The organism is Pseudarthrobacter sp. RHLT3-21, assembly GCF_059383495.1.
Genome location: NZ_JBWZCI010000017.1, coordinates 80,982 through 93,652 on the forward strand (window position 1 = coordinate 80,982; position 12,671 = coordinate 93,652).

The 12,671-nt window shown below is 62.7% G+C and carries 14 protein-coding genes and 1 pseudogene; 7 read left to right on the forward strand and 8 right to left on the reverse strand.

Going from position 1 to position 12,671, the window contains the following annotated elements:
* Positions 1 to 38 precede the first annotated feature (38 nt).
* From AC50YA_RS16645 to AC50YA_RS16660, 4 genes and pseudogenes are all read left to right on the forward strand, one after another.
* A pseudogene (locus AC50YA_RS16645) lies at positions 39 to 140 on the forward strand (IS21-like element helper ATPase IstB); the annotation flags it as partial.
* Between the two features lie 77 nt (positions 141 to 217).
* Complete coding sequence (locus AC50YA_RS16650) at positions 218 to 781, forward strand: Chromate resistance protein ChrB (protein ID WP_494983340.1); 564 nt, start codon at positions 218 to 220, stop codon at positions 779 to 781.
* A gap of 4 nt (positions 782 to 785) precedes the next feature.
* Positions 786 to 1,223 carry a YkvA family protein gene (locus AC50YA_RS16655; protein WP_494983341.1) on the forward strand — a complete coding sequence of 146 codons (438 nt, stop codon included), beginning with the start codon at positions 786 to 788 and terminating at the stop codon, positions 1,221 to 1,223.
* Positions 1,224 to 1,258: 35 nt separating this feature from the next.
* On the forward strand, positions 1,259 to 2,524 hold the full coding sequence (locus tag AC50YA_RS16660) for an MFS transporter (protein WP_494983342.1): 1,266 nt from the start codon (positions 1,259 to 1,261) through the stop codon (positions 2,522 to 2,524).
* 167 nt (positions 2,525 to 2,691) lie between these two features.
* Here the strand turns inward: AC50YA_RS16660 and AC50YA_RS16665 are convergent, their stop codons facing one another.
* From AC50YA_RS16665 to AC50YA_RS16680, 4 genes are all read right to left on the reverse strand, one after another.
* Positions 2,692 to 3,516: a TSUP family transporter gene (locus tag AC50YA_RS16665; protein ID WP_494983343.1), complete on the reverse strand. Its 825-nt coding sequence runs from the start codon at positions 3,514 to 3,516 to the stop codon at positions 2,692 to 2,694.
* 285 nt (positions 3,517 to 3,801) lie between these two features.
* Complete coding sequence (locus tag AC50YA_RS16670) at positions 3,802 to 4,458, reverse strand: cation diffusion facilitator family transporter (RefSeq protein ID WP_494983344.1); 657 nt, start codon at positions 4,456 to 4,458, stop codon at positions 3,802 to 3,804.
* Positions 4,459 to 4,809 (reverse strand): ArsR/SmtB family transcription factor, encoded by a 351-nt coding sequence (locus tag AC50YA_RS16675; RefSeq protein ID WP_494983345.1) that lies wholly within the window; start codon positions 4,807 to 4,809, stop codon positions 4,459 to 4,461.
* 727 nt (positions 4,810 to 5,536) lie between these two features.
* Positions 5,537 to 7,063 (reverse strand): MFS transporter, encoded by a 1,527-nt coding sequence (locus AC50YA_RS16680; RefSeq protein WP_494983346.1) that lies wholly within the window; start codon positions 7,061 to 7,063, stop codon positions 5,537 to 5,539.
* Between the two features lie 140 nt (positions 7,064 to 7,203).
* Between AC50YA_RS16680 and AC50YA_RS16685 the strand changes: the two genes are divergently transcribed.
* On the forward strand, positions 7,204 to 8,136 hold the full coding sequence (locus AC50YA_RS16685; protein ID WP_494983347.1) for a helix-turn-helix transcriptional regulator: 933 nt from the start codon (positions 7,204 to 7,206) through the stop codon (positions 8,134 to 8,136).
* 117 nt (positions 8,137 to 8,253) lie between these two features.
* Here AC50YA_RS16685 and AC50YA_RS16690 read toward each other — a convergent pair whose 3' ends face one another.
* From AC50YA_RS16690 to AC50YA_RS16705, 4 genes are all read right to left on the reverse strand, one after another.
* Positions 8,254 to 8,772 (reverse strand): BBE domain-containing protein, encoded by a 519-nt coding sequence (locus tag AC50YA_RS16690; protein WP_494983348.1) that lies wholly within the window; start codon positions 8,770 to 8,772, stop codon positions 8,254 to 8,256.
* A 565-nt stretch (positions 8,773 to 9,337) separates the two neighbouring features.
* On the reverse strand, positions 9,338 to 10,408 hold the full coding sequence (locus AC50YA_RS16695; RefSeq protein WP_494983349.1) for a cation diffusion facilitator family transporter: 1,071 nt from the start codon (positions 10,406 to 10,408) through the stop codon (positions 9,338 to 9,340).
* Positions 10,405 to 10,770, reverse strand: a complete 366-nt coding sequence (locus AC50YA_RS16700) for an ArsR/SmtB family transcription factor (RefSeq protein WP_494983350.1) — start codon at positions 10,768 to 10,770, stop codon at positions 10,405 to 10,407. The genes AC50YA_RS16695 and AC50YA_RS16700 overlap by 4 nt, the downstream gene beginning before the upstream one ends.
* 150 nt (positions 10,771 to 10,920) lie before the next feature.
* Positions 10,921 to 11,103 (reverse strand): hypothetical protein, encoded by a 183-nt coding sequence (locus AC50YA_RS16705; protein WP_494983351.1) that lies wholly within the window; start codon positions 11,101 to 11,103, stop codon positions 10,921 to 10,923.
* A 186-nt stretch (positions 11,104 to 11,289) separates the two neighbouring features.
* Between AC50YA_RS16705 and AC50YA_RS16710 the strand changes: the two genes are divergently transcribed.
* Complete coding sequence (locus AC50YA_RS16710) at positions 11,290 to 11,685, forward strand: hypothetical protein (protein WP_494983352.1); 396 nt, start codon at positions 11,290 to 11,292, stop codon at positions 11,683 to 11,685.
* A 446-nt stretch (positions 11,686 to 12,131) separates the two neighbouring features.
* Complete coding sequence (locus tag AC50YA_RS16715) at positions 12,132 to 12,608, forward strand: recombinase family protein (protein ID WP_494983353.1); 477 nt, start codon at positions 12,132 to 12,134, stop codon at positions 12,606 to 12,608.
* The last annotated feature ends 63 nt before the right edge of the window (positions 12,609 to 12,671 follow it).

Consider the following 12,671-nt stretch of genomic DNA (forward strand, 5'->3'; position numbering starts at 1 on the left):
GGCCCGAACGTACCCACCTAAGCGACATCCCGGACCTAATGAGCGCCGCGATCGTGGACAGGCTCACGTTCAACGGCGCCATCATCGAAACTGGCACTGATTCCTACCGCCTGGCCCATACGCTTCAACGAACCACATAATCAACAACATTCGCCTTGAGTGCAGGCTTGCCCGTAACAAGTGTTACATTCAGTGGCGTTACGGATACGGTTATCCCATGAACTGGTTGCTCTTGATTGTGCGTTTGCCGCCCGGCGGGTCGTCCCGGACCAGGGTTGCTGTGTGGCGGGAATTGCGCAGGTTCGGTGCTGCGCCGGTCTCCTCTGGAGTGTGGACAGTGCCTGAAACGCCGTATTTTTCGTCGGCTGTTAAGAAGGTCGTGGAGCTGGCGGCCCGTGGTTTAGGGGAGGTTCTGGTGCTGCCCACGCCTGAAGCTGAAGACCCCGCAGCCGATCCGCTGCGTTCTGCTTTCCGCGCCCAGCGCCTGGACGAGTGGCAGGAGTTTACCGGGGACTGCATGGCCTTCGAGGAGGAACTAGCCAAGGAGACGCGGAACGGGAAATTCACCCTCGCCGAACTGGAGGAGGAAGAGCAAAGCATGGAGCGGCTGCGCCGGTGGTTCCGAGACCTGAAGAGCCGCGACGTTCTTGAACTCCCCGAAACCGATGCGGCTGCGGAGCTTCTGCGCCGGTGTGCGGCCCTCTTTGACGCTTACTCGGAGCGGGTTTATTCCGCGCTGCACGCCCCTACCGGTCAGTTGCGTCCAGGAAACGGAGAGTAGGACGGTGGACTGGTGGCAACTGCTGTTGGAAATCCTGGCCGGCGTGGTGGCCGTGTACCTGGTTCTGCTGCTGGGCCTGTGGGTTTATGCCCGTCGCCACCCGAAAACGATCGGGATGAAGGATGCTTTGCGTCTACTGCCGGATCTGCTGCGGCTGATCCGGAGACTCGCAACCGACAAAACCGTTTCGCCCGGAGTGCGGGTCAAGCTGATACTACTGCTGGGCTACCTGCTCTCACCGCTGGATCTCGTCCCGGACTTCCTTCCCGTGATCGGCTACGCCGACGACGTGATCATCGTCGCGGTGGTTCTGCGTTCGGTGATCCGCTCCGCGGGGCCTGAACCCCTGCGCCGGCACTGGCCCGGCACCCCGGCCGGCCTGCTGATCATCGAACGCCTCGCCGGAGTCAGCTCATCGGACGCCAAGAAAACACCGTCATGAGTGACCCCCGACCAGAGAAGACAAGGCTTTCGAGCATGAAGAGCACCACCGACAAAATCGCCAGCCGGAGTATGGCGGGACCACCGCTGACTGCATTCCGGTTCATCCTTGTCTTCGGCATTATCAGCGCCCTGATGGACATGGTTTACGAAGGGGCCAGAAGCGTCACCGGACCGTTCCTGGGCGCACTTGGCGCTTCCGCCCTCCTGATCAGTGTCATCACGGGCGCGGGTGAGGCGGTCGCCCTCGTTCTGCGCCTGGTCTTCGGACGCCTGGCGGACCGTCCCCGGCTGCGGTGGGCACTGGCGATTACGGGCTACGGCCTCACCGCACTGTCGGTGCCGCTTCTCGGGATGACCAGTGCCTTGTGGGTTGCGTGTTTGCTCGTCCTGGCGGAGCGCCTGGGCAAGGCCGTGCGGAGTCCGGCCAAGGACACCATGCTCGCCGAGGCCGGCACCGGGCTGGGCCGCGGAAAAGCGTTTGCGTTCCACGAGGCACTGGACCAGGTCGGCGCCTTCCTCGGCCCGCTTCTGATCGGCGTGGCCCTGTCACTTTCCGGCAGCTACGGCCCGGGGTTCCTTTTGCTCGCTGTTCCCGGGCTTGCAGCCATGCTCCTCCTCTTTTGGCTCCGGAAGCGAGTCCCTGACCCCTCCGTCTATGAGGTGTCCCTGCCGCATGACGAGCCCGCCACAACATCAGAATCAGCCGAGCTGGCCCCGGCAACGGCGGCTCCCCCGACGATGTCCGCGATGCCACGGCAATTCTGGACGTACGCAGCATTCAGCAGCCTGACGATGTTCGGCTACGCAACCTTCGGCCTGCTTTCATTCCACCTTGTCGCCACCGGGCTCCTAACGCCCGTGCTGGTGCCCGTCCTATACGCAGTGGCTATGGCAGTGGATGCTGTCGCGGCCCTGGCGTCCGGCTGGCTCTATGACCGGATCGGGTTGAAGGTACTCCTTGCTCTTCCGGTACTCGCCGCGGCCGTCCCGTGGCTCGGTTTCAGCAACAGCACGCCGCTGGCAGTCACGGGGGTGCTGCTCTGGGGAGCCGCAATGGGCGTTCAGGAAAGCACCATGCGGGCCGCCGTCGCCGAGCTGGCCCCGGCAGGAAGGCGAGGCAGCGCCTACGGCATCTTCGCCGCCTGCTACGGCATTGCCTGGCTGGCCGGAAGCGTACTCATCGGGGTCCTCTACGAGCAGTCTGTCTTCGCCCTCGCCGTCACCCTGACCATCATCCAGGCCGCCGCCCTGGCCATATTCATCGCCGTCAGGCCCCATCGGGCTGCATACGGCGCCTAATCCAAGACCTTGTTCTGAAGTGAACCCCGCAAGTTGGAGTCGCAGCAAAATCAAGGATTTACCCGAGGGCTTGGAAGAGGGGGGTCCTGGCCGGTGCAGGACGGAGCATCCTCATTCGTGGTCCGGGTGGGATTCAGTCCCGTTTGAGACAGCCTGCGGAAATGTTGCTAGCCGTGGTTCCAGACTTTGATCGAGGACAGCAGCAGGAGCAGGACGAGGAGGGGAATGAGGACCAGGCTGGGAACAATTCCCAGCAGGAGACCGCCGACCACTGTCCCGCTGATCGAACCCAGGGTCATCGCAACGAGGAAGGGCTTGTTCTGCCCCAGGACGGAGAAGCTTTTGTCTCTGCTGAAGCGGGCGAACGCTACGAGCATCGTGGGAAGTGAAACGGCCAGGGACAGGCTTCCTGCGATCTTGATGTCGGTGCCATAGAGCAGGACGATCGTGGGGATGAGCAACTCCCCGCCGGCGACGCCCATCAGAGCCGCCACGATGCCGATGATGATCCCGGCCGCGATGCCCAGCACGGTCCTGGGGGCCGGGGCAATGTTGAGCGGGTCTATCGCGAAGAAGTGGGTGGCGAAGAGCAGAGCCGCGATCAGCACGAGCAACACCGCGATCACGCGGTAGAGCGTTTTGGTCTTGAGCCGGGTGGCCCAGTGCGCCCCGATCCAGGCACCGAAAAGACTTCCGGCCAGGAGGTTCAGGACGATGAACCAGTAGGGCGAGAGCTCGCCGAGGGGAACGCCGACGAGGCGGGCCGGCAGGGCCGTGATGACCACGATCAGGCTCATAGCCTTGTTCATGATCACAGCCTGCAATGCGGCGAAGCCGAAGACCCCAATGAGCAGGGGCAGCCGGAATTCGGCACCGCCCAGGCCGATCATGCCGCCCAGGACGCCGATGATGGCACCGGCGAGGAAGACCAGGGCCAACGACTGTTGTCGTGCCGGCTTTGGTGGTAACAGCGGCAAAGCAGTGCTTCCCATGCCTAGAAAATTATCAGCTTAAATGCCTTTAGACATGGCGCCCGGATTTGGTGCTGACACATTCGTGAAGCTTTTGTCCTGGCAGAACTGCCTCAACCCTGCCAGCAGCTTGATGTACGAAAGGAGGGCCCCGCCAATTCAGCGGGGCCCTCAGCGCAGCTATCGTAACCGGGCGGCGTCAGCAGCACGCGTTGCCGCATTCCTCCGGCGAGCAATTACCGTCCTGGCAGCAATCATCCATGTGAGATCACCTCCTCCCTCTGTGAACTCCGCGGGAAGCCTTGTTCAGTCATCGTCATCGTCATCGTCGTCTTCGACGAGTTCGCCCTCCCAGGCTTCTTTGCCTTCGTGGATGGCGAAGGTCGAGATGATGAACCCGGCCACGGGATCGAGCCAGGCGGCGCCGGTGAGCATAAAGATTCCAACACCGAGCAGGGTGGAGATGCTCAGGAGCACGCAGATTTTCGTTTCGGCCGCGTCGGCAAGGATCAGCTTGTCGTTTAACCTGGTCCCGACGCGCCTTTTCATTACGGCAAGGAACGGCATCACGATCAGAGACACCACCAAGATCCCGATGCCCAGGGGTGAACTTTCCGGGGCCTCCCCACCCGCCAGAGACCGGATGCCTTCGAAGACGACGTAGGCGGCCAGGATGAAGAAGCTGACGGCTACCAGCCTCAGGGCCAGGCGTTCCTTGCGTTCGTCAGCATGGCCGTGACGGAGGCGGGCCGCGAGCCGGATCCCCACCAGGACCGCGGCGACGGATTCAATGCCCGAGTCGATGCCGAAACCGACCACGGATACCAGGCCTGCCAGCGCGCCGGCAGTGACCGCGATGATGCCTTCAACGACGTTGTAGCCGACTGTGAACTGGGCCAGGCACAGTCCTTTGCGTGTGAGCTGTTCGGTATCTTCGGCGGTAAGGGTTGCTGCCGTGTCCACTTACTTCCCTCCTGCTTCCGGAGTGCCGTAGTTGGAGCAGAGCGCGACCTTGTATCCGGTGGCGGCCAGCAGTTTCTCTGCCGAGGCCAGGGTATCGATCAGCTCCGGCCGGCTCAGCGCGTAGAAGGTCTGGCGTCCTTCCGGACGACCCTCCACCAAGCCGCAGTCCCGCAGGCACGCCACATGGGCAGAAACCGTGGACTGCGCCAGCGCGAGGTGTTCCACCAGATCACTGACGCGCTGCTCGCCCTGGGCAAGCTGCTGGATAATCGCCAACCGGGCAGGGTCCGCCAGGGAACGGAACAATGCGACAGCAGGGGAAACGTCGGGCTTGCACTCTTGAATCGTCACACGCCGATAATATCGTTAAACAACGATCAATAGTAGCGGGGCTGCCGGGCATAACTCATGAGAAGTGGGTCGGGCTGCAAAGAGAGCTTGTTCCGATCCTCGACCGGTCTCATCCCGTCCAGTCTGTCCTTGACCCGGCGGGTGATTGTGCAAGGCCTGATACCCGTCCAGTTCCATGCGGAAAGCCCTGACGCTGTCTGGAAAGTGGCGCCTACGGATGAATTCCTCTTTCAGGCGCCCGAATAAACTCTCGACCACCAAGTTGTCCAGGCAGCTGACATCCCATATCCCGGCCGATTCAAGCTCTGATTGATCAACGCTCACAGGTCCGCAGGGACCTTTCCATTGTCGTTGCCGCGGATATGGATGCCGAGTTGCTCGGAGACGGGGTACGAACAGCATTAGGCGAACAAGCCGAAGACCTGGAAAGAGTTGAACTCTTGGCCCTGACTCCGTATGGAGAGCTTCCCACAGCAGCGCAGGAACGGCTCCGCATTTGCGATGGACAGGCCAACGCGCTGATACGTCTGGTCCTGCGTCCTCTCGGACGGACGATGACCGATGCCCAGGCAAATCAGATCCGAGACGATGTTTACTTGGCCTTGCACGAAGGGCCAGTCAAGGAGCTCATCGCAAGATGAATTCGTCCATGCTACGACTGCAGCATTGCTGGTGCACTGAGGTGGCGGCGCAGCAAACGAGCGAGCTGATTAGTGCCCCAGCCGCATCACCTGACGCCCGGCTGGAAAGGCGCGTGAGCTTTGGCGGGGGAGGGTTGGGCTGCGACGGAGGCGGGCCGGCGAAGGAACAGTGCTATCAGTGGTGCCGCAGCCAGGCAGAGGGCGGCATTGATTCCGATGGCCGGCATTACCGCGTGCAGTACCTGTTCCGGGGCGCCGCCGCTGCCGTGCTGGAGCAGGGACGCGGCGATGATGGTGCTCATGACGGGGATGCCCATGGTGATGCCGATTTGCTGGCTCATGGTGGCCAGACCGGTGGCGAGGCCCTGTTCGGTGTCCGGGAGCCCTGTGGTGGCGGTGACCATGAACCCGACGATTGCGGCGAGGTTCGCGACTCCGCCGATGAACGTGGCGATCAGCACGATGATCAGTGAGGTCTGGCTGGTGTTGATGAAGAGCAGGGATCCGGTGGCGGCGGACTGGACGGTGAGGCCAGCGATGATGGTGTTCTTGTTGCCAAGTTTGCCGATGAGTTTTGGGGCGCTGATCCCGCCGACGACGGTCCCGATGCCGAGCACGGCGAAGGCCAGTCCGGCCCCGAGCGGTGTGTAGCCGAGGACCTGCTGGAGGTAGAGGGTCAAAACGAACACCAGGGATGTTTCGGTCGCGAATGCCAGAATCCCGGCAATATTGCCCCAGGCGATGTTGTTCCGCCGCAGGATAGTCACAGGGACGAGAGCGTGAGCCGTGTTCTTCTCGATGAAGAAGAACACGACGAACAGGATCACGCCGGCTGCCAGTGGTACCCAGGCCAGCGGTTCGTTCCAGCCCTTTTCGCCAGCGGTGGTCAGGCCGAAGACGAGCAGCACCAGGGCGAGGGTGACGGTGACCGCACCCGGCACATCGAGCTTCGTTCTATTTCTGCGGGCGGATTCGGTCAGGAGTTTCGGGGCGAGGACGAGAACGAAGATGGCGATGGGGATGTTGATGAAGAACGCCCATCGCCATGACAGCAGGTCGGTCAAAAGCCCGCCGAGGATCGCGCCGGCGGTGAACCCGGCGGCCATGAGGGACCCGTTCAGGCCCAGTGCCTTGTCCCGCAGGGGTCCTTCCGGGAAGGACGTCGTGAGCAGCGACAGGGCGGCCGGGGTGACGGCCGCGGTGGCCAGACCTTGGGCGACGCGGGCGACAAGCAGCAGGCCGGGGTCGGTGGCGAGGCCGCCGACGAGCGAGCCGATCCCTAGCAGCGCCATTCCGCTGATGAAGAGGCGTTTGCGGCCGAACAGGTCAGCGACGCGGCCGAAGAACAGCGTGAATCCGGCGGCGCACAGCGCGAAGGATGTGGCGATCCATTGCAGGTGTTCCAGGGAGAATCCGACGTCGGCCCCGATCCGGGGCAGCGCGACGTTCAGGATGGAGAAGTCCACCGCGAGGGTGAAGCTGGCGGTCAGCAGCAGGACCATGATCAGCCGCTGCCGCCCGGTCATCCGGGCAGGACCTTGTTCAGTTGGCGGTGTGGGCGCCGCTGGTGGTGCTGCGAGCTGGGGGAGGGGTGCGGTGTGGTGCGCTGTCATCGCGGAGGTATCCAATCACTGAGTGCGTGGGCGGGTTTGCTCTCCACCCTGCCGACGCCGGGCAGGAACAGCCACGCCGTGTTGTGGGTAGCACTGGCAGTGCTACCCACGTTCGGGAATGTTCGTGAATACTCACAGGTATGAACCAACCAGCCGCAATGGGCGACTTCCTCCGCAAACGACGGGCTGCCCTGGCTCCTGCCGATGTCGGTTTGATGGACTATGGGACCCGCCGGGTGCCGGGGCTGCGGCGTGAGGAAGTGGCCATGCTGGCCGGTATGAGCGTGACCTACTACGCCAGACTGGAACAAGGCCAGCACATCAACGCCTCCGACGCCGTTATCGACTCCCTCGCCCAGGCACTTGCCCTGACCGAGGTCGAAAGGAAACACCTCTCCGACCTCTCCGGCATCAAACGCCGCAACCCGAAAGCCTCCCGGAACCGGCCCGACCATGTGCGGCCGGGGACGAAGCGCTTGGTTGATTCGATGGGCAGTGTTCCGTCTGTGGTGCTGGGCAAACGTACCGAAGTCCTCGCCTGGAACCAGGCCGGACACCGGCTGATCGCTTCCCACCTGGATTTCGACGCCCCGGACACACCGTCGCAGCGGCCGAACATGACCCGGATGCTCTTCCTGGACGAGGACACTCGCGCCCTGTACCCGCACTGGCGCTCCGAGGCCGGCCGCGCCGTTGCTTCCCTGCGGCTGCTCTCCGGACGGTTCTCCGATGACACCGAACTCGCCGCACTCGTCGGGGAACTGACCCTCAAAAGCCCCGAGTTCGCTACCATGTGGGCAGAACACCCGGTCGAAAACTGCATGTCAGGACACAAAACACTCAACCACCCCCAGCTCGGTTCCCTGGAGCTCGGATTCGAGGTCCTGACCATGCCTGATGACTCCGGCCACCGCGTCCTCACCTACACGGCAGAACCAAGCAGCGAAGCCGACGCCGCCCTCGCCCGGCTGCAGCGACCATCCCCTGCCCTGCGCCGCTGGCGGACGCCGAGGCACTCAATGGGGGCAGGGTTCCGCTTTAGGAGAGCTATTCCCGCATCACAAGCTGGCTGACCCCGTTCCAAGGGTGGGCCGATAGGTACCCGCCTACGCCCCCGCGCACCATCCGCCGGCCACCTTGATTTTCGTGAGAGCCCAAGCTGGGGACCGGTCACGGTGCCTTTGCGTCGGTCACTGTGGCTTGATGTTTTGGTTCACGTGGAAAAGGTTCTGCGGATCATACTTGGCCTTGATCGAGGCTAGCCGCGCGTAGTTCCCGCCGTAATTTTCCGAGATCCTGGATTGGTCGTCCCCGTCCATGAAGTTGATGTAGCCGCCGGGCGCTGAGTGCGGAGCCAAGGCCGCTGCGTAGTCCTTGACCCAGCGGATGTTGGCCTGGTTGTCGGCCGGATCCGTCCATTGTGCGGCGATGACTGGCGAGAACTTCATCCCCCGGTTCGCGAAGGCAGTCTCGTCCGCCCCGACGCGGGCGACGGCGCCATCTATCGGGTAGACGTGGACGGAAGTGTTGACGCTGGTGACCGTTGCGCCGAATTCGGCGTGCGCGCCGATGGCGCCATCGTTCTCCGGAGCCGAGTCCATGTAGTCGCGGTAGAACTTCGCAACAGTTTCGATGTGCTCTGCGGAGTAAATGACGATGCCTGTCAGTTTCAGAAGTCGCCTGCACGAAGTGTCAGAAGTCGTCTGCACGACTTCTGGTTTTTGGGCTTCGTGTGGGACCTTGCGCTGCCAGGGACCTGGCCGGTGTTAGAGATCCGTCAGGCCAACGCCTTCGTCGTCGAGGCAGGGTGAGCGTTTGCCGGCAGGGGTTCCTGTTGAGCGGAGGCAGCTGCATTGAGGTCCTTTAGCCACGGGCAGAGACAGCCACACGAAGCGCTGCATCTTGGTGTACGTCCCAAAGTCCAGGACTGCGCGGTCCAGTTTCGGTGCGAGATCATGGCTGACACTTATCGCCAGTGATGTTCCTGCTCCCCGGTTGTCGTTTCCCGGGGGTTTCGTGGGTCGGTGGCTGAGCTCACACCAGAGCGGTTTGCGCGGCGGGGTCCGCGAGAAATATAGGCCCTGCTTCCGGCATCCGCCGTCGCCCTGATAGCAATGCAACGTCCCTCCGAACACTGCCACCATTTCCATGGCCGGGGCTGTGAGGAAAAAATGGCCGTGTCCGGGTATGTCGGCCATGGTCAAGCCAGGTTGTGGGCCCGCCGTCCCAGCTTCTGCAAGGGCTGCGTAATCCACGGGTTTGGGTTGTCGAGGGTTAGCGGGCAATGGTGAGGACCGTTCCGACGTTGCGGATGCTTGCGCGGACGGCGTCCTCAACGGCCCTGTTAAGGGCTGCGAGCTCTGCAACGGTCCGGGCAGGATCCATGGGGGCGGTGACTTCAACGTTGAGGCGGTGGCCGCTCCACCGCAACCGGACGGTGGAGGCAGCAGGGGCTACCGGTGCGATGGCGGCTTCTGTGCGTTCCAGCAGGTCCGGGTCCACGCCGTCGAGGAGCCGGCGGCCGATGTCCCGGGCAGTCCCCCACAGCAGGACGAAAATGGTGACCGAGATCAGGATGCCGATAATAGGGTCCGCCAGCGGGAAACCAAGCCAGACGCCGATGACGCCCGCGACGACGGCCAGGGACGTGAACCCGTCGGTCCTGGCGTGAACTCCGTCCGCCACCAGTGCTGCGGACCCGATCTCTTTGCCCACCCGGATCCGGTAGATCGCCACGATCTCGTTGCCGGCGAAACCGATCAGGCCGGCCGCTAGAACCCAACCGAGGTTATTCAGCGGCTGTGGCTGGAACAGGCGGATGACCGATTCCACACCAGCCACCACCGCGGAAAGCGCCACCATGGCGACAATGAACAGTCCGGCCAGATCCTCGACCCGGCCGAAACCATACGTATAGGTCCGTGTTGCCGCCCGGCGGCTCAGGACGAACGCCACCCACAACGGAACGGCAGTCAGGGCATCGGAGAAGTTATGGATCGTGTCCGCCAGCAGGGCCACCGAGCCGCTGAACAGGAAAACGACCAGCTGCAGCAAAGAGGTGACCGCCAAGACGACGAGGGAGATCTTTAGCGCCCTGATTCCCTTGACCGACGACTCCATCGCCTCATCCACCGAGTCGGCGGCATCATGGCTGTGAGGAACGAATAGACCGTAGAGGAAGCCCGTCAGCCCTCCGGGGTGCTCATGGTTGTGCTCATGATCATGTCCATGGTCGTGGTCGTGGTCGTGGTCATGCCCGTGCCCGGCCCGGTGATTATCCTCGTCGGCGCTGTGGTCATGCCCGGCGGTGTCGTGGTCATGGGTGTGGCTGTCGGCCTGTTTCATGGGTTTCTGGTCTCCGCTGTCGAGTGGTGGTGGCGCGGCGTGCCGCCCAGAGAATGCTCCGCCTGGAAGATTGCATCGGTGACCAACTGACGGGCATGTTCGTTCTCGAGCCGGTAAAATACCCTGGTGCCCTCCTGCCGCGTGGAAACCATTCGGGCCAACCGCATCTTCGCTAGATGCTGCGACACCGCAGACTGCGGCTTTCCCACCGCCTCTGCGAGGTCATTGACCGACATTTCGCCGTCGCGCAGCGCCAAAATCAATCGCACCCGCGTCGCGTCCGCGAGCATCGCAAAAATCTCCACCGCCAGCTCGACATATCCGCTGTCACCATTCCGCCCACAGGCTTTATCTGCATCCATGCGAATATTATCGCATATGCACCTTCAAGGCTTATCCTCGTCGCACAACGCGCGGACTGTGGCTTCAGTCCGGACTGAGCTGGTATAGATGACTACCCAACCGCATGACAGCCCTGGCGCTCCAGCAGGATGAGTGGTCTCCCTGCCCTGTCATGCGCACACCGGCTTGAAAGCATGAAGAGCCACGATCTCCACTGAGGCAGTCCGGGAAGCCATCGCCAACGCGCTTCTGCCGTTGTTGGTAATGCCGTACAGCCTGCGGCGAGGCCGGCCTTGGCTTTCGGCAATGTCCGGGTTCTCCCATTGGGCTTCCAGAAGGCCCGCTTCGGTCATCCTCGAATCTTCACCTCGTGTCGTCGCGGAAGATCACTAGCAGTTGCCGTAGGAGAGGGCCGGCATCAGCAATACCGCTGTTCATCGCCTGTTGATCCCACGGCCTTGCACTGCTCTTGGTCTCCGCCATGCCCGACACCTACCGGGGCACACGTTCCCCGGCTACTCTGTAGCAGAGGGGAATTCGTGGCGGAGATCGTGCTTGCAGGTGGAAAAGGGACGCTGAGCCTATATGTCGGCGGGACCCTTCATCTGATCTGGGTGCCCGGTTCCGTTCTTCAGGCCGAAGACGCCACGGAATCTGTGCTTGCCGTGGAGCTTCTTAGTGCTGGCCGGAAGCTGCCATTGCTGATCGAAATCATCGGCGTCAACCTGACTGTCGAAGCCTGCAACGACTACCGGGACACCCGCTTCGTTTCCTCCGTCGCCATAGTGGGGACAACGAATCTTGACCGGGTCGTTGCCGCTTGGATGCGGCGCGGCCAGCACAATCTCCAGGAGTTTTTCACGTCGCGTCCGGCGGCTGTGGCATGGCTGGAGGGGCTGTCTGCTCCCGACATCGTCCACCAAGTCCCGGCCTGATTCTTCCCGACAGCGGCAGGTAGGAGGCTCTGGAGGTCCGGCCACACTGGCGGGAAACGTCCGATGCCGATCTCCTCGCCGTCCGGGGACTATACGGAGGGGCCCCGCGCCTTCGCATTGGCCGCACCCACAAATGGCCTCGGCACCTCACCATGACACGATTCGGGAATCCGCGGAGTGCCTGCTGAACCTCGCCATCGGCATCAGATAGAACCGCCGATTGAACATTGAAAAACCGCCAGTCTGAAGTGACAGTCACGGGCTGTTGGGCCGGGCCGTTGTTGAATTCCTACAACGTTCAAAGGGCGGTTCATTTCCTAGGAAGTGGAACGGCCGGGGCTGGTCCTTCGAAGAGTGGCGACTCGCCACGGGATTTCGTTCCACAACTATCTTCTTTTGGACGTCCCGTGCGGAGCGTGCAGGATAAGTATCGGTACAGTGGCCCCATGGAAATTGGGTACGCCCGCGTCTCGACCGCGAAACAGGACCTCGACCGGCAGATCGACGCACCGCGCGGCGAGGGCATCCCTGCCCGGCACATCTACGTGGACAAGAAGTCCGGGTCCACTACAAACCGGCCCGGACTTCATGAAGCCCTGGACCAGGCCCGCGAGGGGGATGTGATCGTGGTGCACACCTTGGATCGGTTGGGCCGCACCGTCCGGGACACCCTGAACCTCATTCACGACCTGGCAGGCCGCGGCGTCGGAGTCCGGAACCTGGCCGACCCGATTCGGGTTGATTCGGCCAATCCGGAGGATCCCATGTCGCAGCTGGCAGTCGTGATGCTCGCGCTCTTCGGCCAAATGGAACGAACCTACGCGATCGAACGCGCAGCCAAGGAGACTGAGGCCAAGTGGGGCGTAGGTCTTCGCGAAAAAACCCGTTCCCACGGTGAACCCCATCGCCAACGAAGAGAGTAAACCGCGGCGTACGAAGCAGGCTAAGAAGTAGTCGACTTATCCGACTCGAAAATTTCGCCGGCC